This is a genomic window from Yoonia sp. (assembly GCF_046292185.1).
Classification (GTDB): Bacteria; Pseudomonadota; Alphaproteobacteria; order Rhodobacterales; family Rhodobacteraceae; genus Yoonia.
On record NZ_JBKBQY010000001.1, the window covers coordinates 55738 to 76671 of the forward strand.

Below are 20934 nucleotides of genomic sequence, written 5' to 3' on the forward strand. Positions count from 1 at the left end.
GCCTATTCGCCGTGGCGCAGCAACCGCTGTTTCTGGCGTCCCCAGTCGCGGGCCGCTTCGGTCGCGCGCTTGTCGTGGTTCTTCTTGCCCTTGGCTGTCGCGATCTTCAGCTTTACCAGTCCGCGGTCGTTGAAATACATGACCAGCGGCACCAGCGTCATGCCTTCGCGTTTGGTCGCGTTCCACAGGCGCGACAGTTCCTTGCGGCTGACCAGCAGCTTGCGCTTGCGGCGTTCTTCATGGCTGAACATCGCACGCTCATAAGGCGCGATATAAGCATTGGTCAGCCACAATTCGCCATCGTCGACCGAGGCATAGCTGTCGGCGATATTCGACTGCCCGACGCGCAAGGATTTGACTTCGGATCCCATCAGGATGATGCCCGCTTCGATATCATCCTCAATCGCGAAATCATACCGCGCGCGCCGGTTCTCGGCGACGACCTTGTAGTTTGTCTTTTCGTTTTTCTTGGCCATCCCGAGCAGATAAGCGCTGCTGCCTAGTTCAGCAAGCCCGCATGGACCATCGCCGCCCGCATCCGGGCCTTGGTGCCATCGGTCAGCGGTGCCAGCGGGCTGCGCACATCTTCATTGCAAAGGCCCAGCAGGGACATGCCATATTTGGCACCCGACACGCCCGGCTCGGCAAAGATCGCCTCGTGCAGCGGCATCAGCCGGTCCAGTTGAATGAGGGCCGTCGCGTAATCGCCTGCCAGCGTGGTTTCCTGAAACTCTGCACAAAGTTTTGGCGCGACATTGGCGGTGACCGAAATGCAGCCCACGCCGCCATGGGCGTTGAACCCCAATGCGGTCGCATCCTCGCCCGAGATCTGGACAAAGTCCTTGCCGCATCGCAGGCGCTGCTTGGGCACGCGGGCCAGATCGCCGGTCGCGTCCTTGACACCGATGATCATCGGGTGCCGTGCCAGCTCGCCCATCGTGTCAGGGGTCATGTCCACAGCAGACCGTCCGGGAATATTGTAGATGATGATCGGCAATCCGCAATCGGCCGCGGCGGTGAAATGTGCGATCAACCCGGCTTGGGTGGGTCTGTTGTAATAAGGTGTCACAACAAGCGCCGCATCGGCCCCGGCCTTTTGGGCGGCCTGCACCAGACGGACGGTTTCGATCGTATTGTTCGACCCGGCACCGGCGATGACGGGAATGCGCCCGGCGGTTTCCTGCACGACGATTTCCACGACCATATCATGTTCGCCATGTGTCAGCGTCGGGCTTTCGCCGGTCGTGCCGACCGGCACCAACCCATGGCTGCCTTGTTCGATATGCCAGTTCACCAGCTTTTTCAGTGTCGCAACATCCACCTGACCATCCGTGAACGGTGTGACGAGTGCGGGGATGGATCCCTTGAACATGCGACAATTCCTTATGTGCTGGACGGCGAGTCGTCCGGTCGAAAGTTCGCGGACACTAGACGCCTTTCTGCCTGTTGCCAAGTTTGTCAGTTGCCATGTCGCAGCACTCGTTTACCTTGTGCCAAAACAGAAAGGAGCGGTGATCCCCATGCGCCTTTTGGCCATCACTTTTTCATGTCTTGTCGCGGCAAGTTCGGCTGTCGCGCAGCGCGCTGATCAGACCGCCGTCGCGGCGATTGCGGCCCGGGATACCGGCTGGGATGCGGCTTATCAGATCGCGGCAGAGGCTGATCCAGTCACACGCGACGTTCTCACATGGCTGCGCTTGCGCGCGGGGGATGCGGAATTCGCTGACTATCAGGAATTTGTCGCAGACCGCCCCGATTGGCCCGGCCTTGCCGTGCTGCGCCGGCAGGCGGAAGAGTTGATCCCAACGGATGCCGACCCGCAGATGGTCATCGCATGGTTCGCGGACAGCCCGCCGCTGACGGGTGCCGGTGTTGTGCGTCTGGTCGATGCCCTGCAAGCGGCAGGGCAGGATGCCGAGGCCCGGAATGTCCTGCGCGATGCCTGGCTGACCCTTGGGCTGGACGATGATGGTCATGCGGCGCTGATGGCGCGGTTCGCCGAAACGCTTGCGCCGCATCATGCTGCCCGCGCCGATGCGCTGTTGTGGCGCGGCCGCACCAGTGATGCCGCCCGTCTGTTGCCGGTGCTGGCACCCGATCAGCGCGCCTTGACCGCCGCCCGGATCGGCTATGCCAATGGAACGGCCAACATGCTGCCCCTGTTCAACGATGTGCCAGACTCGCTGCGCGAAAATCCTGGCCTTCTCTATGCCCGTTATAGCTGGCTTGCATCCCGCGGCGACTGGACCGATGCGACGGAGGTGCTGCGCGCGCAATCGACCAGCGCCGATGCCCTGCAGGAACCGTTTCGCTGGTCGGGCTACCGGCAAGTGCTTGCGCGCTGGCACATGCGCGAGGGTCGCGCTGATCTGGCTTATGACCTTGCGGCGAACCATTTTCTGACGACGGGAGAATCCTTTGCCGATCTGGAATGGCTCGCGGGATACATCGCGCTGATCTATCAGGGCGATCCCGCGCAGGCCCTGAGCCATTTCGAGGTGGCGGCAGCAGGTGTTTCCGGCCCGATTTCCACCGCGCGGATGCAATACTGGATCGGTCGCGCCCATGAGGTGATGGAGAATGACGACCTCGCGCAAGCCGCTTACGCGCTGGCGGCAGCGCATCAGACGACATTTTACGGCCTTCTTGCATCTGAAAAGATCGACCGCCCGCTGGATGCGGCCTTGGTCGGAAATGCAGTGTCATGGGACGGAGCGGAAGTATTTGAAGATGAGCTGACGCGTGCCGCCCTGATCCTGCTGGCAGGCGGTGAACGTGGTGCGGCGGTGACGTTTTTTGCCGCTTTGCCCGAACGCCTGTCGGCTGACGCGCTGGTGCAACTGGGCGCCTATCTGAGCGCGCTGGACGAAGATTACTATACGTTGCTGTTGGGCAAGACTGCTGTGGCGCGTGGCACCCTGTTGCCCGAGATATATTATCCCATCCATGATCTGGCGCAGATGGATCTGCCGGTGGATCCCGCCCTTGCCCTGTCCATTGCGCGGCGCGAGAGCGAGTTCAACATCGGTATCGGCAGCCCGGCAGGTGCGCTCGGCCTGATGCAGGTGATGCCCGCCACCGCAGAAGAGGTCGCAACCCGCCTGAACCTGCCCTATTCGCGCGCCCGCCTGACCAGTGACTGGCAATATAACGCGACACTGGGTGCTGAATATCTGTCCTATTTGCAGGATATGTTTGGACCCAGCCCGGTGATGATCGCCGCAGGTTACAACGCGGGCCCCAGCCGCCCGCGCACGTGGATGTCCGAACGCGGCGATCCGCGCCTGCGCGAGATGGATGTGATCGACTGGATCGAACATATCCCCTTTGTTGAGACCCGCAACTATGTGCAGCGCGTGACGGAAAGCCTGCCGGTCTATCAAGCGCGACTTACCGGGCAGGCGGGGCCGGTGCAGTTTACGTCGCTGCTGATCGGGCAAAAGCCGGTGCTGCGGCCTGTGGCAAGACCGGTGCGGGATTAAGTAAGAGTTTTTACGCCTTTGGCGGAGATAATTTTATGCGGAAGTTTCGGCTTTCTGGCGGGCGCGCCACAGGGTGAACAGGCCCGCGCCAACCACGATAGCGGCACCAAGGGCGACATTTGGCCGGATCGTCTCGCCCATCAGACCGACACCAATCATGCTCGCGAAGACCAATTGCAGATAGGCAAAGGGCTGGACGGCGCTGGCCTCGGCCACTTCATAGGTTTTGATCAGTAGCCAATGTCCTGTGGCCCCGGTGACGCAAAGCAGGGCCATCCAGCGCCAGTCTGACGCGCTCATCGGTTCCCAGAACCAGATGCCGATCACGGTCATCACCACGGCCCCGGACGTGCCAGTCCAGAAAAATGACGTTGTCGTATTGTCCAGCCGTGCCGCATAGCGCGTCAACAGCCCATAGAGCGCGAACATGAACGCCGCCTGCAGTGGGATTGCCGCCGCAGGAGCGAAAACCGTATAGCCCGGTTGCAGGATCACCAGCACCCCGACAAAGCCTATCCCGATCGCGGCCCATCGCCGCCAGCCGACACCTTCGCCAAGGATCGGGCCAGACAGCGCCGCGATCAGCAGCGGATAGCATGCAAAGATCGCGTGGCTCTCCACCAGCCCCAGATAGACGAATGCCGTCACCATCACGCAGATTTCCAGTGCCAGGATCGTCCCACGCGCGATTTGCAGGATCGGTTGGCGGGTGCGCGCCGCCGACCGGATCGACCCTGACTGTTTGCGGGCGATGGTGATGACGAAAGCGGCAAAGAACCAATACCGTACCATCACGATCATCATGACGTTGTTGTTGACCGCCAGATGCTGCGAAATTCCGTCCTGTATCGCAAAGATGATGGTGACCAGTGTCATCAGCATGACCCCCAGCCTTGTATTACTTTGCATCGTCCATCCTTGCGCGGGTCATATGCCGCTTGCGCCCGTAGCCTGGGTGTTTCGTGACGGTGAAACGGGCGTCGGACAGGCTGCGCCGGATATGGCCTGCCGCGCTATAGGTCGCTGCCGTGCCGCCCGGTCGGGTATGGTCCGCGACCGCCTGCAGCAGTGAGGGTTCCCACAATTCGGGGTTCTTGGCGGGAGAGAAGCCGTCGAGATACCATGCATCCGCCCGCCCTTGCCAAACCGGCAAGGTCTTGCGCGCATCGCCGGAGATGACCTGCAGCGTCACTCCGGGGTCGAGCGCGACAGGGCCAGCCTCCGGCGTCCATGCCGCCAATAACTTGTCTGCATATCCCGCCAGCATCGGAAATTGCGCCAAAGCTGTCGCCATGTCAGGCAGTGCCATCGGGAAGGCCTCGAAAGACGTGAAATGCAACTGGCCGGACCGCCCGGCCTGCACCCAGGCATCCCAGGTCACCAGCAGGTTCAGCCCAGTGCCAAAGCCGAGTTCGCCGATATGAAAATCACCGCCGAACCGCGCAGGCAGGTCATTGCCGTTCAGGAACACATGCCGCGTCTCTGCCAGACCATCGTCGAGCGAGAAATATGGATCGTCGAAATCCCGCGCAATCGGCACGCCGTCGCGCCATTGAAGTTTTGCTGTCTGGTCTGTCATGCGCTGCTGCCTTAGGTCTGGGGCATCTTTGGGCGGAAGGGCGCGGAATGGCAATTGCTGATGTGACGGTGATGGGGGCAGGGGTCTTTGGTCTGTCGGTGGCCTATGCCTGCGCAAAGCGCGGCGCGCAGGTGCAGGTGATCGACCCGGCCGGTGTGGCAGCAGGGGCCAGTGGCGGTCTCGTCGGCGCGCTTGCCCCGCATGTGCCGGAGAATTGGAATGACAAAAAGGCATTTCAGTTCGACAGCCTGATCATGGCGGCAGCGTTCTGGGCTGATGTGGCCGAACTGACCGGCGCAGATACTGGCTATGCCCGCACCGGTCGTTTGCAGCCTTTGGTGGATGCACGCGCGGTAGAACTGGCGCGCGCGCGCGCGACATCGGCAGACAATCTCTGGCGGGGGCATGCTACATGGCAGGTAGAGTCTGTCACTGACGTTCCCTGGATGCCACCATCCCCCAGCGGTTTTGTCGTGCGCGATACGCTTTCTGCGCTGATCCATCCGCGCCGGGCGACGCAGGCACTGGCTGACGCCGTTCTGGCACTCGGCGGGACGATCCGGCCCGTGGGGTCGCCTTATGGCAAAATCGTCTGGGCCACCGGCTGGGCTGGGATGCAGGAAATCGGCGGCAATGGGGTCAAAGGGCAGGCGGCGCTTTTGCGCTTTGACGCAGCGGGCGCGCCGCAGCTTTTTGCCGATGCGCTGCATATCATCCCGCATCTCGACGGGACGGTGGCGGTCGGGTCGACCTCGGAACGCGATTTCACAGACCCCGCCACGACGGACAGCGCCCTTGATGATGTGATTGCGCGCGCCATTGCCGCTTTCCCGGTCCTACAAAAGGCCACCATCATCGAGACCTGGGCCGGTGTCCGTCCCCGCGCGCCCAGCCGTGCGCCCGTCCTTGGGCATCACCCGACGCGCCAAGGCGAATACATTGCGAATGGCGGTTTCAAGATCGGCTTTGGCATGGCTCCGAAGGTAGGGCAGGTCATGGCCGACTTGCTGCTGGATGGCCATGACGCGATCCCCGATGGATTTCGTGCGGCACTCCCTGCGGCGCGTTGAAACGCGGCGCGCCTTTACAGCGGCATATGCCGGTTCACGTCCTTATACAGCAGATAGCGGAACGGTCCCGGCCCACCCGCGTAACAGGCCTGGGGGCAAAAGGCGCGCAGCCACATGAAATCGCCTGCCTCGACCTCGACCCAATCCTGATTGAGCCGGTAAACCGCCTTGCCTTCGAGCACATAGAGCCCGTGTTCCATCACATGCGTCTCGGCAAAAGGAATCACCCCGCCGGGTTGCAGCGTGACGATATTCACATGCATGTCATGGCGCATATCGGCCGGATCAACAAAGCGCGTCGTGGCCCAGACCCCATCCGTATCGGGCATTGCAATTGTGGTCGCAGCGGCTTCGTCCGTGACAAAGGCTAGGGGCGCATCGATGCCGTCGAGAGAGCGATAGATTTTCCGGACCCAGTGAAACGTCGCAGGCGCGTCGCTGCCGTTGCGCAATTGCCAGTCAGACCCGGCAGGCAGATAAGCATAGCTGCCGGGCCGCATCGCGTGGTCCTTGCCCGCGATGGTCAGAGTAAAATCGCCTGCGACGACGAAGATCACACCTTGCGCGGCATTGTCGGTCTCGGGTCGTGTGCTGCCGCCACCAGGGGCGACCTCGACAATGTACTGGCTGAAAGTCTCGGCAAAGCCAGACAGGGGGCGGGCCAGCACCCAGGCACGGGTTCTGTCCCAGAACGGCAGGTTGCTGGTGACGATATCGGTCATCACGCCCTTGGGAATAACAGCATAGCTCGTGGTAAACACGGCGCGGCCTGTCAGCAGATCGCTTTGCGGGGGCAGGCCGCCTGTGGGGGCGTAATAGCTGGTCATTTCAGGCTCCGGAGTTAAAGCGAGGCAAGCGTGACCCCGGCTTGCGTCAGGTGGTCGCGCAGGCCGCGCGCGATGGCGACGGCGCCGGGTGTGTCGCCATGCAGGCAGATCGTGTCGATCCTGCAGGGGATGTGTTTGCCGCTTTTGGTGATGATCGCATCCGCCTGCAACATTGCCAGAATGCGTGGGCCGACGGCAGCCGGGTCATGCAGCACCGCGCCGGGCTGGCGGCGGTCTACCAGCGTCGCATCGTCATTATAGGCGCGGTCGGCGAAAATTTCACCCGCCCAAGCGCAGCCCAGCTCGCGCGCGGCCTGTTCCTGCGCCGTGGCGGCCAGCACCATGATCAGCAGATCGGGGTCAACCTCCAGCGCGGCGGTGTAACACGCCTTTGCAAGGGCCTGATCGATCGCCGCCATATTCGCCAGCGCACCATGCAGTTTCAGATGCCTGATATGGCCGCCAGCGCGCCTTGCCATCGCTTGCGCGGCCCCGACCTGATACGCCACGGCATTGGCCAGTTCAGCGGCGGGGATTGGCAGATTGCGCCGCCCGAAACCTTTCAGATCGGCAAAGCCCGGATGCGCGCCAAGGCCCACGCCATTGGCGACCGCCTGCCGCATGGTCTGGTCCATCACATCGGGATCGCCCGCGTGAAACCCACACGCCACATTGGCAGATGTGATGATGTCCAGCAGCGCCGCATCATCGCCCATCACCCAAGGGCCAAAACTTTCGCCCATATCGGCGTTCAGATCAACTTTGGTCGGCATATCAGTCACTTTCCAGATCATGGCCAGCGGTCGCACCGCTGATCAGTTGGTAGCTCAGTAAATCAGGAATGTCATGTGGATCGCGGACCAGTGGCTGACAGGCGGCGCGCAGGTTGCGCAGGAACGCGACTTCTGATTGCGCCGTCGCATCGGCCTGTTCCAGGGTCAGCAGGGCAAACTGCACCTTCGTGCCCGGCGCTGCCTGTGCCACGCGGGCCAGATCGGCAGGGATAACGGTGCCGATCCGAGGATAGCCGCCAATCGTCTGGCATTCGGCCAGCAGGACATAGGGCACCCCGTCGCCGGTCAGTTGCACATCGCCGGGAACGATCAGGTCAGAGGTGACGCTCAATCCCCCGGTGGCCGCGAATCCGGCACCGTCATGATCAAAACGCACGCCTTGCCTGTTTCCACGGGGGCTGCGCACGAATTGCGTGGCCAGAAAGCTGTTCAACGTCTCATCCTCGAACAGATCGGTTTGCGGGCAGGGCATCACCCGGATGGTCCCGCCATGGCACCTGTCTTCCACGTCTAGCCGCAGCGGTGGCGTATCGGGGGCCGGATCACCGCCCAAAGGCAGGCGATCACCATCTGCCAGCGCACGGCCCAGACCGGCGGTCAGATGGGTGGCGCGGCTGCCCATGATTGGGGCGGTCGTGATCCCGCCGGCAAAGGCCAGATAGCCAAAGACCCCACGCCGCGCGCCACCGACGGTCAGCTTCGCACCGGCGGCCAGCAGATGCGTCGTATTGGGCGGTACGGTGGCTCCATCAATGTTGGCCTGCATCGCCGCGCCCGTCAGGGCTATCCGTGTCGGCGCGTCCACGCTGAATACCCCGCCTGCACCCATCATCTCCAGCACGGCGAAACCTGTGTCGCCGCCCAGCAAGGCTGCCGTTTCCAGCACGGCAAGCCGGTCGGCGGCACCGCCGCGCGACAGGCCCTGAGCGGTCCAGCCAGGACGCCCAAGGTCCTGCACCGTGATGCTGCCGGGGCCGGCGCTGTGGATCGTCAGTTCCGCCATCAGCGCAAGACCTCAAAGCGCGCGCCACCGTTGCTGTCAGAATTTACCTGCAGATCGCGCAGGGTATCGTCGGACACCGCGCAAAACTGCACCGCATCCCCTGCATCAAGTGGGAAGGGCACGTCACTATCGGGCTGCCAGACCGAAAACGCGCTTTGCCCGATCTGCCGCCAGCCGGTGGGCGTGTCCGCAGCAAAGACAATCAGCTGGCGCACAGCCGCCACCAGCGCGCCACGCGGCACTTTTGGCGTCAGGTCGGACTGGCGCGGAATGTCCCAATGCGGCGGCAGCATCCCCAGATAAGGCTGACCGGGGGCAAAGCCGATGGCTAGCACGCGCAGGACCTGCGCGGTGATCTCGGCGATAGCCTGATCAGGCGTCAGCCCGGCAAGCGCTGCTGCCTCTTGCAGTTGGGGTGCATGCCCGGGGCCGAAGGCAACGGGGATATGCCACAGACGGCGGGGCGACGTATCGGCGCTCTGCTGGTTCTGCAGCATTTCTCGCAGCTTATCGCTGATCGCCTGCCTGTCGGTCACCTCCGGATCAAATCCCACCCGGACAGAGGTAAGAGAGGACGCGACTTCCGTCACACCCAGCACATCAGCGGCTCTGATCTGTTCGCAAAAGGCACTTGCCTGCGCATTCGACTGTGACGTCAGGGCGCGCGAAAACCGTACAAGAACGCCGTCAATCCCCAGCGGACAAAGGGCGGGTTGTGCTTGGTCGTCCCCCATCAAGATGTTGCTGTTGCGCGACAAGCGGTGGCTGGCATCGGGTGCTTCCTGTGTTCTGCCTACACGATTGGCATGGCGTTCCGGGATTTGTCCAGCCCACCGTCGGTCGGCGCCTGCCCAAAATGAGGCACAAATTCATCTTTCTGTGATTATATCACAGTTTATTCCTACAAATTACTGGCAAGAAGGACGGGGGCGCATTACCTGACCCAAGTGGCGGGGTCCGAGGGTGACTGTCGCATAAAAAGGATCAGGACATGGCTGGCGATAAGTCTTTGGATCAGACAGGTAAGCTGAAATTCCATACCGACGCCGGTGCCGGGCGGTCGGTGTGGATTGCCGGACTTTTGGTTGTGGTTCTGGTCGGCTGGATGGGCAGCGGTTATGTGATGCCTGCCTCAGGGCAGGGCGAAGCCGCTGATGAAACGACCGCCCGCGTGACCAGCGTGGCTGTCATGGACTCGGTGGCGCGTGACGTGCCGCTGGTGCTGACGGCGGAAGGGCAGTCCATCCCCGACAGATCCGCGACGATCCGGGCCAAGGCAACGGGTCAGATCGCCAGCGTTGCGGTTTCGCGCGGCGATCTGGTAAGCGCCGGACAGCAGATCGCGCAGATCGACGCCAGCATCGCAGAGGCGCAACTGGTTCAGGCACAAACTCAGGCGGAACAGGCGCAGCGCGATTATGACAATGCGCTGGCCCTGCAGAACCGTGGGATCGCGACCGAAGACCGCGTTTCGCAGACCCGCGCCGCGGTTGCCGCCGCCGATGCCGCCGTCACTGCTGCACAAGATAGTTTGAATAATACCATCATCATCGCGCCATTCGCAGGCCGTCTGAATGATCTGACCATCAGTGTCGGCGAATTCGTGGATAACGGCGATTCCGTGGCCGAGGTGTTGGACAATGATCCGCTGACCGTCGTCGTGCAGGTACCGCAGCAGGCCCTTTCGCGGTTGGAAACCGGGCAGGCGGCCGATGTCAGGTTCATCACCGGCGAAGAAAAAACCGGCACGGTCACTTTTATCGGCGCGAATGCCGATCAGCAGACGCGGACATTCCGTGTCGAAATCGCCGTGGACAATCCTGAAAGCACCATGCCTGCAGGCCTGAGTGCGCGGATCACCTTGCCGACCGGGCAGACCCGCGGGCATTTCGTGTCGCCTGCGGTTTTGTCTTTGGGTGTCAATGGGGATCTGGGGATCAAAATGGTGGATGATGACAGCCGTGTCACCTTTGCGCAGGTCGATATCGTCCGCGCGCAGACTGACGGGATCTGGGTGTCGGGTCTGCCCGATACTGCCCGGATCATCACGATCGGGCAAGGTTTCGTCAACGAAGGCGATGAAGTTGATCCGCGCCCGCAGGGCGAGGATCTTACCGCGCTAGTCCTCCAATGAACGGCGTGATCGACGCCGCATTCGGGCGCAGCAAGGTTGTCGGGCTGATCCTTGGATTTTTGCTGCTGATCGGCGCCGTCGCCTATGTCGCCATCCCCAAGGAAAGCAACCCGGAGGTCCCGATCCCCGTGGTGTATGTGTCCGCGACCCTGGACGGCATTTCGCCGCAGGATGCCGAGGACGTGTTGATCCGCCCTTTGGAAACAGAATTTGCCGCGCTGACGGGTCTGAAGTCCATGACAGCCAAGGCAAGCGAAGGCCATGCCAGCGTGCAACTGGAATTCGAGCCCGGCTATGACGCGAGGCTGGCGCTGGACGCGGTGCGCGATGCTGCCGACAAGGCCGAAAATGACCTGCCCGATGACGCGCAACTGGTGGTGGTCGAGATTAACACTGCTCTGTTTCCGATCCTGACGGTCATCCTGTCCGGCCCCGTGCCGGAACGCACGCTGAACAGTCTGGCCGAAAACCTGCAAGACGAGATCGAGGCGCTGGGCGGCGTTTTGGAGGTGGATGTCGCCGGCAAACGCACCGAGCTTCTGGAAGTGTTGATCGATCCCACGGTATTCGAGACCTATAATCTGACCTTTGACGAGTTGATCAGTTCAATCACCCGTAATAACCAGCTCATCGCCGCCGGCGCGATCGAAAGCGAGGCCGGACGCATCGTTGTGAAAGTGCCCGGTCTGATCGAAAATGTGCAGGACGTCATGGACCTGCCGATCATCACGCGCGGCCAGACCGTCGTGACTTTTGCCGATGTCGCCACGGTCAGGCGCACTTTCGAGGATCCGACCGGATTTGCCCGGATCGATGGCCAGCCCGCGCTGGCGCTGGAAATCAAGAAACGTGCCGGTGCGAATATCATCGATACGGTCGATGCGGTGCGTGACGTGATCGAACGGGTGCGCATTAACTGGCCTGAAAATGTGGAAATCAGCTATACGCTCGACGAAAGCGAAACCGTCAAGACGATGTTGTCTGATCTTGAGGCCAATGTGATCGCGGCGATCATTCTGGTCATGATCGTGGTCGTTTATGCGCTGGGCCTGCGATCATCGGTGTTGGTCGGGCTGGCGATTCCCGGCGCCTTTCTGTCGGGTGTGGCTGTGCTGTATTTCATGGGCCTGACCATGAATATCGTCGTGCTCTTCTCGCTTATCCTTGTGGTGGGGATGCTGGTGGACGGGGCGATTGTCACGGTAGAACTCGCCGACCGCTATCTGCAGGAAGGCGACCCTGCGCGCAGTGCTTACGCGCGCGCGGCCAAGCGGATGGCATGGCCCATCATCGCCTCGACCGCGACCACGCTTTGCGTGTTCTTCCCGCTGTTGTTCTGGACCGGCGTCGTTGGCGAATTTATGAAATTCCTTCCGATCACCGTGATCGTCACGCTGACCGCGTCCCTGTTCATGGCGCTAATCTTCATTCCGGTCGTGGGCGGCATCATCGGCAAGCGCCAAGGGCAGACCGCCCGCGCCAAGGCGCAGGCCCATGCCGCCGAACATGGTGATCCGCGTGATATGACCGGTTTCATGGGGGGGTATATCCGTGTGCTGGAATGGTCGATCCTGCGGCCTTGGACCACGCTCGGGCTGGCGGTCATCGCCTTGGTAGCATCATTTTCGGCCTATGGTCAGTTCGGCAATGGCCTGACATTTTTCCCCGCCGTCGAACCGGACTTTGCCCAGGTCGAGATTCTGGCGAAGGATAATTTTTCCGTGTACGAACAAGACGCGCTGATCCGGCAGGTCGAGACGCGGCTGTCCGCCTATGAGGAAATCGCCAGCGTCTATGCGCGCTCTGGCGGGTCGGTGGAAAGCGGAGACGTGATCGGGACGCTGCAACTGGAACTGGCCGATTGGGACACGCGTCGACCGGTCGCGCTGATTGCCGAAGATATCCGTGATGACGTCGGGCGCATTCCCGGGATCGAGGTGCAAATTCAGACCGATGCCGGCGGACCAGGCGGCGGCAAGCCGATCAATCTGGAAATCTACAGCCCCGTCGCGACGGACCAGACAGATGCGGTTCAGGCCATCATCGATACGATGAACGGGCTTGGTGGCTTTATTGATATCGTCGATTCGCGTCCGAACCCGGGTGTGGAATGGCAGATCACCGTCGACCGGTCAGAGGCCGCGCGCAGTGGCGCGGATGTGGCGCTTTTGGGTCAGGCCGTACAATTGCTGACGCGTGGCATCAACGTTGCAAATTACCGCCCCAGCGACGGCGACGGCGAGGTGGATATCGTCGTGCGCTTCCCTGCGGCCAACCGCACCCTGGAAGAGCTGGAGGCGTTGCGTGTGCCGACCTCTGTCGGGCTGGTGCCGATTTCGAACTTCGTCTCCTTCGAGCCAGCACCACGCAGTGGCACGATCACAAGGATTGATCAGGCGCGCGTGATGACGATTTCCGCCGATGTTGCCCCCGGCGTGCTGGCCAATGACCAGACGTTGGCGTTGCAGGCGGCGATCGCGGACCTTGATCTGCCAGACAGCGTCAGCATCAAATTCGGTGGTGAGGCCGAGGATCAGGCCGAATCCATGATCTTCCTGCTCAGCGCCTTTGCGTCGGCGATTGGACTGATGTTCGTGATCCTGCTGACGCAATTCAACAGTTTCTGGCAGGCCTTTGTGGTGATGTCCGCCATCGTATTTTCTATTGCCGGGGTCCTTTTGGGGCTGATGATCACCGGTCGACCCTTTGGCGTGGTCATGGGCGGGATCGGTGTCATTGCCTTGGCGGGGATCGTGGTCAACAACAACATCGTGCTGATTGATACTTTCAACGAATTGCGCGCCGAAGGCCAATCCGCGCTTGAAGCCGCCCTGCGCAGTGGGGCGCAGCGTCTGCGCCCGGTCGTGCTGACCTCGGTGACGACGGCGCTGGGACTCATGCCGATGGTTATCGGTCTGAACATCAACTTTTTCACCCGCGAGATTGTCTATGGCGCGCCGTCAACCCAATGGTGGACTGAATTGTCCAGCGCCATCGCCGGGGGGCTGATCTTTGCCACGGTCCTGACGCTGCTGGTGACACCTGCGATGCTGATGCTGGGCGAAAAACGCGCCAAGCGGCACCTGCCGGGCACTGCGCTATCGCCAGCAGAGTGAATCCGGGCGACGCGCCGCAGCATTCAGGTCACTCGGTCATGTCCAGCAGGGGCTTGTCATTCTTGTTGTGGCGCTGGGCCAGGCTACGGGCCTGACGGCCGGACATGACGGGACGTGCCGCGTCTTGCAGCCCTTCAATCACTTCGGGAAAGATCAGCGCGAGTTCTTGGCGCGCCTGCGCATCCATGCTGCGCAGCGCCTGCGCGCCCAGCAGCAGCGTTTCGGCCCAAATGCCCTCTGCACTGATAAGCTCGTGGTGATCAAGCCGCAGGTGCAGATAGGTCACCGCGCGGGGCTCGGTCGTCTGCGTGATACCGGGAATGGCGCAAAGCTGCTTGGCCGCGACCAGGGTCTCTGGCTGCCCGGTCATGCGTTCAACGATTTTAGAGCGTATCAACAAGCGGTGCTGCGGTGACAGCCACAGATCGCGCGCGGGCAGCGCCGGACCTATCGCCCCTGCCGCGACCCGCACCGGCAGGATATGCGGGTAAAGCAATGCCTTGGTAAGGCTGATTTCACTACGCCCGATCCAACGGATCGGTTGCAGCCCCCGGTCCATTGTTTGGACCAGGTCGCCAACGACAAGATATTCAATTGCGATGGGTCCGCGATCTGTTTCGACCAATGTTCCGGCACAAAAGCAAATGGGGTTGAACGCCCCATATGAGGTAGAAAAGTTCAGCTGGCTTGACGTATTGTCGGGAGAAGAGAGCGTTTCCTGATCGGTCGCAGCGTAGGTCAGTCGCGTGGGCGTCGTGGGCAGCCCGCCCCTGACATCAAACAGCAAATGCCTGCCGTCCGTAGCTTCGAAGACGATGTATTCGTCGCCGCCGCCCACACCTGAGACCAGGTCATTCTTCGGTGTCAAATTGTTGTAAAGACCGATATTTGACCATCCGCTTTCATCCTGCGCGGGGTCTCCGCTGCCCGTATATTTCTGTAGGCGCCAGTTCTGGCCGTTCTTGAAAAACGTGTCTGACTGGTTCAGGTTGTTCTGCCAAACCAAGCGATAAACATCCTCCGGCCCACCCAATGCGGTGACATCGTTCATTACCATCCCGAAGTTCGGGTCGCCTTGGTTCACACCGGGCGGGTTGGTGGGTTGTCCCGCTATGCCGGCAATCTGGTCGCCAGTCAGCAGAATTGGTCCGGCATAGTTCATGTATTCAAGGACTTTCTGATATCGTTCGGGTCTGAAAAAATCGACATGTGATCGAAAACGCCTGGAAATCCTCGCGGGTAGCGGATAAAAATCAGTTGCTTGGGTTTCTATATCGTTTTAGGGCCGGTGTTGACAAGTTTCCGTCCGCGCGCAGCCTCTTTGCGCACTTGCGACGTTACGTCCTGCGGCAATCACCAGCTTCACAAGCGATGTTTTCTCGTTACGCTCATTCCAAACGGCTTTTGGGAGGAAGCATTGTGGGAGAAGACCGTCCATGGACGGCCATTTATGGCTCGTCTGTACCAACAACCGTAAATGATATGTCACATCGGTCCCTTGGGGATTTCATTACCTCGACCGCTGCTGTCTATGGCGACCTGCCCGCCTTCACTGCGGTCCTGCCCAACGGCATGAATGGCACGCTGACGTTCCGGCAGGCTAATGAGATGTCAGATGCGTTGGCTGTCTATCTGCGCGATATCGCCGGATTGCGGGCCGGTGACAGGGTCGCTGTCCAAGTGCCCAATTGTCTTGCCTATCCGGTTGCCGCAATGGCAGTGTTCAAGGCGGGTTGCGTTCTGGTCAATGTCAACCCTCTCTATACCGCCGAGGAGATGGCCAAACAATTTGCCGATGCCGAACCCACCGCCGTGATCGTTGTGGATATGTTCGCCGACAAACTGGCCGAGGCGATGAAAACCTGTCCGGTCAAACATGTCGTCGTCACGAAGGTCGCGGAATTTCTGCCAGCCCTGCCGCGGATGATCGTGGGCCTAGTACAGAAACATTGGGACAAGTCCGTGCAGCCCATCACGATCCCGCATATCCGCCTGCCTGATGCCATTGCCAAAGGGCGTGCCAAACACGACAGCCTACACAACGCCATCGAGGCCTATCGCAGCACGATCAAGCCCGATGACGTCGCCTGCCTGCAGTATACCGGCGGCACAACGGGCGTGTCCAAAGGGGCGATGCTCTCGCATGCCAATATCCTGATGAACATGGCGCAGACCATGTCGATGATCACAAACCTTGAAAAGGGCAAAGAGGTCGCTCTGACCGCCTTGCCGCTTTACCATATCTTTGCTTTTACAGTGAATTTTCTAGGGTTTTACTCCATCGGCGCGCGCAACATCCTGATCCCGAACCCGCGTCCTCTGACCAATCTCAAACGCGCGTTCGAGAATTACAAGATCACCTGGCTTAGCGGGGTGAACACCCTGTTCAACGGGCTGAATAATGAGATGTGGTTTCTTGATACCCCGCCCCACCATCTGAAATTCGCCTCTGCCGGTGGTATGGCGCTGCAAAAGGTGGTGGCCGAACGCTGGGAGGAAATCACCGGGAAACCGGTGCTGGAAGGCTACGGTCTGACCGAATCCTCGCCCGTGCTGACCTTTAATCCGTTCGGCAACGCGCGTCACGGGTCCATCGGTGTACCGCTGCCATCGACGGATGTGCGCTGCGTCGACGAGGACGGCGCCGATGTGCCCCAGGGCGAGGCGGGCGAATTGATCGCCAAAGGCCCGCAGATCATGCTGGGCTATTGGGGCAAACCCGATGAGACAGCCAAGTCAATCCAGAACGGCTGGCTGCTGACAGGCGATATCGGGATCATGGAACCCGACGGCTATTTCCGCATCGTGGACCGCAAGAAGGACATGATCCTTGTCTCCGGTTTTAACGTATACCCTAATGAGATCGAGGATGTCATCGCCGCCCATCCGGATGTGCTGGAGGTCGCCGTGATAGGCGTGCCGGACGGTGCTGCTGGTGAGGCGGTGAAAGCATTTGTTGTTCCGCATGAAGAGGGGCTGACCAAGGACAGCCTGCGCGCCTACTGCAAAGAGCATCTGACCGGCTACAAGGTGCCAAAATTCGTAGAATTCCGCGACGAGCTGCCAAAATCCAATGTCGGCAAAATCCTCCGCAAGGATCTGCGTGCCCAAGAGCAGGCAAAGGCAGCATGAACAAGTATTTTATAAAGCTGGGGGTTTAGGATGGTCGGACCATTGGAACAGGCCATTCTGGCCATGATGATTTTCGTGATCATGCTGGGGATGGGTGCCTCACTGACCCCGCGTGACTTTGCGTTGGCGCTGAAACGGCCCTATGGTCTTGGTGTCGGGGTGATTTCACAGTTCGGTTTCATGCCGCTGATCGGCTTTGTTCTGGCCACGACCCTGCCGGTATCTGATCCGATCAAGATCGGCATTCTTATCATGGCTTGCATGCCGGGTGGGACCACGTCGAATATTTTTACATACTTCTCAAAAGGCAATCTGGCGCTATCGGTCCTGATGACGGTGACATCCACCGTCTTTGGCGTGATCCTGATCCCGATTGTCCTGTTGATTTATGCCGGTGCCCTTGATCTTGATATCCCGCGCGAAAATATCATCGTTACACTGATCTTGCTTTTGGTGCCTGTCGCTATCGGGATGGTCTTGCGCAAATTCAACGCGAACGTCGGGGCGGTGACAGAATTCTTCGGATCGCTGTTGGCGCTGATCTTTATCGTGTTCCTGATCGTGTCATGGATTCCGCGCAACTGGGAATTCCTGCTGGCGACATCATGGGGCACCTATTTCGCATCGATCACGCTAGGTTTGTTCGGGTTCGCCATCGGCTATGGATTTGCCAAACTGCTGCGTTTGCATCCACGCAATGCGCGCACTGTGGCGCTGGAAACGGGAATCCAGAACGGCCCGCTGGCGATCGCAATCATCGCCTTCACCTTCAGCGGGACCGAGGCGCAGGGAATAATGGCCGTCCCCGCCCTCTATTCGCTGTTCATCGTGCTGACATCAGCGGCGCTGACGCTCTGGTTTCGTCGGATCAATACCGCGAATGAACAGCCACTGCCGAACGGGTTGTTGTAAGGGAGAGAGATCAGCGCTTTTCCGGGCGGTGAGAAAATTGGTGGAGCCAAGGGGAATCGAACCCCTGACCTCTTGCATGCCATGCAAGCGCTCTCCCATCTGAGCTATGGCCCCACGTGCAACCTGCGTTGCGCTTGCTGTCTATGCAGCAGACCGGGCGAGATCAAGTGCTAATCGCGCCCGGATACCAGCTTTTAGTCGTCGTCGGTCTTGGCCGCGACATCGCCCAGATCGTCGAACGATACGGTGTCATCGTCGTCGTCATCTTCCAGCACGTCATCGCCCAGATCAACATCTTCATCCTCTTCATCGTCGAGCACCAGATCTTCGTCATCATCGGTGTCGCGCAATTTCTTGGATTGCAGATCTTCGGCATCCGCGACCATGGTGCGGGTCTTGGATGTATCGACGGCCACCTCTTTGCCCGTATACGGGCTGATGATCGGTGTCGCGTTCAGGTCGTAAAAGCGTTTGCCGGTTTCGGGGCAGACGCGTTTGGTGCCCCATTCTTCATTTGGCATAGGCTATCCCTTCAAAAACTTGGTCGCCCCTTGCGGGTGATCGACGCCAACTGCCATAAGCAAGACAAGGTGTCAAAGGCTTTGGCGCAGGTGAATATAGAAAGCTGGATATGGGCCGTCACGTGCTACATGGCAACCCCCCGATTGACGTGACATTGCGCAAATCCGCGCAGGCGCGGCGGTTGTCGCTGCGTATTTCGCGGCTGGACGGACGCGTTACGCTGACAATGCCCCAAGGCGCGCTTGATCGTGAGGGAATCGCCTTTCTGCGCGAAAAGGAAAGCTGGCTGCGCGGTCATCTGTCCCAGATGTTGCCTGCGCAACAGGTCACGTTCGGCAGTGTCGTACCGGTTCACGGCAGGGCGCTGCATGTGGTGCAGGGTGCAGGCGCGCGGGTCCGGCTTCTGGATGACCGAATCGAGGTGCCCGCCCATCGCAATGCCAGCGCTGCGATCCGTGCCCGCCTGCGCGCCATGGCCCGCGACACGCTGGCGGGCGCATCAGACCGGCATGCCGCGACGCTGGGACTGACCTACAGCAGGCTGTCGATCAGGGACACGCGGTCGCGGTGGGGGTCCTGTTCGAGCAAGGGCGTGCTGATGTATTCTTGGCGGCTGATCATGGCGCCACCTGCGGTGTTGGATTATGTCGCTGCGCATGAGGTCGCGCATCTGCGTGAAATGAACCATGCGCCTGCCTTCTGGGCCATCGTTGCCCAGTTGTGCCCTGGCTATGACGCGCACCGGCAATGGCTGCGTGACCACGGCGAAAGCCTTCATCGCATGCGTTTCGACGATTGACCGGGGGATTGTTTGTGATCACATACAAATCATGCTGATCCAGCCCCGTCCCCTTGATTCAAATTCCTCTGCCCATGAGCGGGTCTATCGCGCGCTGCGCACGCAGATCCTGCACGGCGAAATCGGCCCGGGCGAGGCGTTGACCCTGCGGGGGATCGGGAAAAGCTTTGATGTCTCCATGACCCCGGCGCGCGAGGCTGTGCGCAGACTGGTCGCCGAAGGCGCCTTGTTCCTGTCATCCTCTGGCCGTGTCTCGACACCCGCGCTGTCGAATGACCGGATCGAGGAACTGGCGACATTGCGCGCGCTGCTTGAACCGGAACTTGCCTCTCGGGCCTTGCCGCGCGCGCACTTCGCCCTGATCGACCGGCTGGAGGCCATCAATCAGGGCGTCAGCCAGATGGTCGCGCGGCATGATGCATCAGGTTACATCCGGATGAATCTTGAATTTCACCGCATGCTTTATCTGCGCGCCCAGGCCCCGGCGATGCTGGCGATGACGGAAACGGTCTGGCTGCAATTGGGTCCCACAATGCGCGCGCTTTACGGACGCCTGAACCGCAAGGATCCGCCATACCACCACAAGCTGATCCTCAGCGCGTTGAAAGCGGGCGATGAACCCGGTCTGCGCCTGGCGATTCGTACGGATGTGACGCAGGGGCTGCGGATGCTGAAAGGCTAGCAAGCGGATTGACGCATTGTCCTTGCCGTGATCGCCTGATCGACAAGGCGCCGGACATCTTCTGCTGGTACGCCCAGCCCGTGCGTCAATGTGATCACGAACTGATACTCGGCTGGAAACATTCTACCGCTGGCAATGGCGACAGTCAGTACGCCAAGGATCATGGCGTCTTTTTCATGATCAAGCAGCCCGCGACCAAAGGCGATAAAATCCGCCGGGGTTGGTGGTGCGTCGATCCGATCCACCACCCGTATGATGTCGGCCACAGGGACAGTCCGACCTGTCAGCCGCCTTATCGTTTCGCCGATCAGCGCGAGTTCTGCGGCTGCGACGATGCCATCACATTTGCCGACATGACACATGGCCAGCAGAATGCGCCGCGTGGCCTTTTGGCGCAGCGGGGCACCGGGCGTGAGGCCGAGAATGGACCTGACGCGCCGGATGATTACCGCCAGCAGGGCCAGCGCTACCGCAAGCCAAAGGGCATACGCCGCCATGCGGGATTGCCCGCTGCGTGAAGTGGTGAACGGATTATCGCCTTCAATCAATCCAAGAGATTGGGCAATTTTCAGTTGTTCGGTGGTGAAACTGCGGTTGGCTGACGTCGTGCAAGCGTCCTGTGATAGGCCAAAACCAGTCTTAACCCGGGTCAGGGTCAGCCCAAGCAGTCGGAAATCCCGGGTTGTCTGGCACAGCGCATAAGGGGTGCCACCCGGGCCGGGAATACGGGTCTCGGATAAAAAGACCAGACCGTCAAAATTGCCCGTCCCGCCGGTGAAAGGATGCGCAGGTCCCACAAGGCCGAACCATAGCAGGAAAGCGAAAATCACCTTTTTCATCGTTAACCCTGCCACACGACACCAACATGCGCAAAATAACGAT

The 20934-nt window shown here is 60.5% G+C and carries 19 protein-coding genes and 1 tRNA gene; 8 read left to right on the forward strand and 12 right to left on the reverse strand.

Annotated features, from left to right (window positions below; translation table 11 throughout):
• Positions 1-2 precede the first annotated feature (2 nt).
• Together smpB and dapA are read right to left on the reverse strand one after the other, a co-directional pair.
• Entirely contained in the window at positions 3-476 is a 474-nt protein-coding gene (smpB, locus tag ACK4TM_RS00270) for an SsrA-binding protein SmpB (protein ID WP_409694930.1), read from the reverse strand.
• Between the two features lie 23 nt (positions 477-499).
• Entirely contained in the window at positions 500-1372 is an 873-nt protein-coding gene (dapA, locus tag ACK4TM_RS00275; RefSeq protein WP_409694933.1) for a 4-hydroxy-tetrahydrodipicolinate synthase, read from the reverse strand.
• A 148-nt stretch (positions 1373-1520) separates the two neighbouring features.
• Between dapA and ACK4TM_RS00280 the strand changes: the two genes are divergently transcribed.
• Positions 1521-3482 carry a lytic transglycosylase domain-containing protein gene (locus ACK4TM_RS00280; protein ID WP_409694936.1) on the forward strand — a complete coding sequence of 654 codons (1962 nt, stop codon included), beginning with the start codon at positions 1521-1523 and terminating at the stop codon, positions 3480-3482.
• A 33-nt stretch (positions 3483-3515) separates the two neighbouring features.
• On the opposite strand, the gene ACK4TM_RS00285 is transcribed toward ACK4TM_RS00280, so the two are convergent.
• Both ACK4TM_RS00285 and mnmD read right to left on the reverse strand, forming a co-directional pair.
• Positions 3516-4391, reverse strand: coding sequence for a DMT family transporter (locus ACK4TM_RS00285; protein WP_409694939.1), 876 nt, complete (start codon positions 4389-4391; stop codon positions 3516-3518).
• Entirely contained in the window at positions 4381-5061 is a 681-nt protein-coding gene (gene mnmD / locus ACK4TM_RS00290; protein ID WP_409694942.1) for a tRNA (5-methylaminomethyl-2-thiouridine)(34)-methyltransferase MnmD, read from the reverse strand. Before mnmD ends, ACK4TM_RS00285 begins: the two co-directional genes overlap by 11 nt.
• Before the next feature lie 47 nt (positions 5062-5108).
• On the opposite strand from mnmD, the gene ACK4TM_RS00295 reads away from it, so the two are divergent.
• Positions 5109-6131: an NAD(P)/FAD-dependent oxidoreductase gene (locus ACK4TM_RS00295; protein ID WP_409694945.1), complete on the forward strand. Its 1023-nt coding sequence runs from the start codon at positions 5109-5111 to the stop codon at positions 6129-6131.
• A 14-nt stretch (positions 6132-6145) separates the two neighbouring features.
• Here ACK4TM_RS00295 and ACK4TM_RS00300 read toward each other — a convergent pair whose 3' ends face one another.
• The 4 genes from ACK4TM_RS00300 to ACK4TM_RS00315 are packed head-to-tail and all read right to left on the reverse strand — an operon-like array spanning position 6146 to position 9489.
• Complete coding sequence (locus ACK4TM_RS00300; protein ID WP_409694948.1) at positions 6146-6958, reverse strand: bifunctional allantoicase/(S)-ureidoglycine aminohydrolase; 813 nt, start codon at positions 6956-6958, stop codon at positions 6146-6148.
• A 14-nt stretch (positions 6959-6972) separates the two neighbouring features.
• Positions 6973-7731: a LamB/YcsF family protein gene (locus ACK4TM_RS00305; protein WP_409694951.1), complete on the reverse strand. Its 759-nt coding sequence runs from the start codon at positions 7729-7731 to the stop codon at positions 6973-6975.
• Position 7732: 1 nt separating this feature from the next.
• Positions 7733-8755: a biotin-dependent carboxyltransferase family protein gene (locus tag ACK4TM_RS00310; protein WP_409694954.1), complete on the reverse strand. Its 1023-nt coding sequence runs from the start codon at positions 8753-8755 to the stop codon at positions 7733-7735.
• Positions 8755-9489 (reverse strand): 5-oxoprolinase subunit B family protein, encoded by a 735-nt coding sequence (locus ACK4TM_RS00315; RefSeq protein WP_409694957.1) that lies wholly within the window; start codon positions 9487-9489, stop codon positions 8755-8757. Before ACK4TM_RS00315 ends, ACK4TM_RS00310 begins: the two co-directional genes overlap by 1 nt.
• Positions 9490-9746: 257 nt before the next feature.
• On the opposite strand from ACK4TM_RS00315, the gene ACK4TM_RS00320 reads away from it, so the two are divergent.
• Entirely contained in the window at positions 9747-10889 is a 1143-nt protein-coding gene (locus tag ACK4TM_RS00320; protein WP_409694960.1) for an efflux RND transporter periplasmic adaptor subunit, read from the forward strand.
• Positions 10886-14005: an efflux RND transporter permease subunit gene (locus tag ACK4TM_RS00325; protein WP_409694964.1), complete on the forward strand. Its 3120-nt coding sequence runs from the start codon at positions 10886-10888 to the stop codon at positions 14003-14005. The genes ACK4TM_RS00320 and ACK4TM_RS00325 overlap by 4 nt, the downstream gene beginning before the upstream one ends.
• A 28-nt stretch (positions 14006-14033) precedes the next feature.
• Here the strand turns inward: ACK4TM_RS00325 and ACK4TM_RS00330 are convergent, their stop codons facing one another.
• Positions 14034-15167, reverse strand: a complete 1134-nt coding sequence (locus ACK4TM_RS00330) for a Hint domain-containing protein (protein ID WP_409694967.1) — start codon at positions 15165-15167, stop codon at positions 14034-14036.
• A 320-nt stretch (positions 15168-15487) separates the two neighbouring features.
• Here ACK4TM_RS00330 and ACK4TM_RS00335 point away from each other — a divergent pair, with 320 nt between their 5' ends.
• The gene (locus ACK4TM_RS00335; RefSeq protein ID WP_409694970.1) at positions 15488-17137 is read left to right on the forward strand and encodes an AMP-binding protein; all 1650 of its coding nucleotides are present in this window, start codon (positions 15488-15490) and stop codon (positions 17135-17137) included.
• A 30-nt stretch (positions 17138-17167) separates the two neighbouring features.
• On the forward strand, positions 17168-18049 hold the full coding sequence (locus ACK4TM_RS00340) for a bile acid:sodium symporter family protein (RefSeq protein ID WP_409694974.1): 882 nt from the start codon (positions 17168-17170) through the stop codon (positions 18047-18049).
• Positions 18050-18087: 38 nt separating this feature from the next.
• On the opposite strand, the gene ACK4TM_RS00345 is transcribed toward ACK4TM_RS00340, so the two are convergent.
• Positions 18088-18163 (reverse strand) — tRNA-Ala (locus ACK4TM_RS00345).
• A gap of 80 nt (positions 18164-18243) precedes the next feature.
• On the reverse strand, positions 18244-18570 hold the full coding sequence (locus tag ACK4TM_RS00350; RefSeq protein ID WP_409694976.1) for a TIGR02300 family protein: 327 nt from the start codon (positions 18568-18570) through the stop codon (positions 18244-18246).
• A gap of 110 nt (positions 18571-18680) precedes the next feature.
• Between ACK4TM_RS00350 and ACK4TM_RS00355 the strand changes: the two genes are divergently transcribed.
• Positions 18681-19370 carry a M48 family metallopeptidase gene (locus ACK4TM_RS00355; protein ID WP_409694979.1) on the forward strand — a complete coding sequence of 230 codons (690 nt, stop codon included), beginning with the start codon at positions 18681-18683 and terminating at the stop codon, positions 19368-19370.
• 31 nt (positions 19371-19401) lie between these two features.
• Entirely contained in the window at positions 19402-20052 is a 651-nt protein-coding gene (locus ACK4TM_RS00360) for a GntR family transcriptional regulator (protein ID WP_409694982.1), read from the forward strand.
• Here ACK4TM_RS00360 and ACK4TM_RS00365 read toward each other — a convergent pair.
• Positions 20049-20891, reverse strand: coding sequence for a TerB family tellurite resistance protein (locus ACK4TM_RS00365; RefSeq protein ID WP_409694985.1), 843 nt, complete (start codon positions 20889-20891; stop codon positions 20049-20051). The two genes, ACK4TM_RS00360 and ACK4TM_RS00365, sit on opposite strands and share 4 nt — an antisense overlap.
• Positions 20892-20934 lie beyond the last annotated feature (43 nt).

Bases quoted from the DNA above. Each gene is read 5' to 3' on its own strand.
- ACK4TM_RS00310 (WP_409694954.1), bottom strand. From the start codon at position 8,755: ATGGCGGAACTGACGATCCACAGCGCCGGCCCCGGCAGCATCACGGTG.
- smpB (WP_409694930.1), bottom strand. From the start codon at position 476: ATGGCCAAGAAAAACGAAAAGACAAACTACAAGGTCGTCGCCGAGAAC.
- ACK4TM_RS00325 (WP_409694964.1), top strand. From the start codon at position 10,886: ATGAACGGCGTGATCGACGCCGCATTCGGGCGCAGCAAGGTTGTCGGG.
- ACK4TM_RS00280 (WP_409694936.1), top strand. From the start codon at position 1,521: ATGCGCCTTTTGGCCATCACTTTTTCATGTCTTGTCGCGGCAAGTTCG.
- ACK4TM_RS00315 (WP_409694957.1), bottom strand. From the start codon at position 9,489: ATGGGGGACGACCAAGCACAACCCGCCCTTTGTCCGCTGGGGATTGAC.
- mnmD (WP_409694942.1), bottom strand. From the start codon at position 5,061: ATGACAGACCAGACAGCAAAACTTCAATGGCGCGACGGCGTGCCGATT.
- ACK4TM_RS00365 (WP_409694985.1), bottom strand. From the start codon at position 20,891: ATGAAAAAGGTGATTTTCGCTTTCCTGCTATGGTTCGGCCTTGTGGGA.
- ACK4TM_RS00340 (WP_409694974.1), top strand. From the start codon at position 17,168: ATGGTCGGACCATTGGAACAGGCCATTCTGGCCATGATGATTTTCGTG.
- ACK4TM_RS00305 (WP_409694951.1), bottom strand. From the start codon at position 7,731: ATGCCGACCAAAGTTGATCTGAACGCCGATATGGGCGAAAGTTTTGGC.
- ACK4TM_RS00355 (WP_409694979.1), top strand. From the start codon at position 18,681: ATGGGCCGTCACGTGCTACATGGCAACCCCCCGATTGACGTGACATTG.
- ACK4TM_RS00285 (WP_409694939.1), bottom strand. From the start codon at position 4,391: ATGCAAAGTAATACAAGGCTGGGGGTCATGCTGATGACACTGGTCACC.
- ACK4TM_RS00335 (WP_409694970.1), top strand. From the start codon at position 15,488: ATGTCACATCGGTCCCTTGGGGATTTCATTACCTCGACCGCTGCTGTC.
- dapA (WP_409694933.1), bottom strand. From the start codon at position 1,372: ATGTTCAAGGGATCCATCCCCGCACTCGTCACACCGTTCACGGATGGT.
- ACK4TM_RS00330 (WP_409694967.1), bottom strand. From the start codon at position 15,167: ATGAACTATGCCGGACCAATTCTGCTGACTGGCGACCAGATTGCCGGC.
- ACK4TM_RS00360 (WP_409694982.1), top strand. From the start codon at position 19,402: ATGCTGATCCAGCCCCGTCCCCTTGATTCAAATTCCTCTGCCCATGAG.
- ACK4TM_RS00350 (WP_409694976.1), bottom strand. From the start codon at position 18,570: ATGCCAAATGAAGAATGGGGCACCAAACGCGTCTGCCCCGAAACCGGC.
- ACK4TM_RS00295 (WP_409694945.1), top strand. From the start codon at position 5,109: ATGGCAATTGCTGATGTGACGGTGATGGGGGCAGGGGTCTTTGGTCTG.
- ACK4TM_RS00300 (WP_409694948.1), bottom strand. From the start codon at position 6,958: ATGACCAGCTATTACGCCCCCACAGGCGGCCTGCCCCCGCAAAGCGAT.
- ACK4TM_RS00320 (WP_409694960.1), top strand. From the start codon at position 9,747: ATGGCTGGCGATAAGTCTTTGGATCAGACAGGTAAGCTGAAATTCCAT.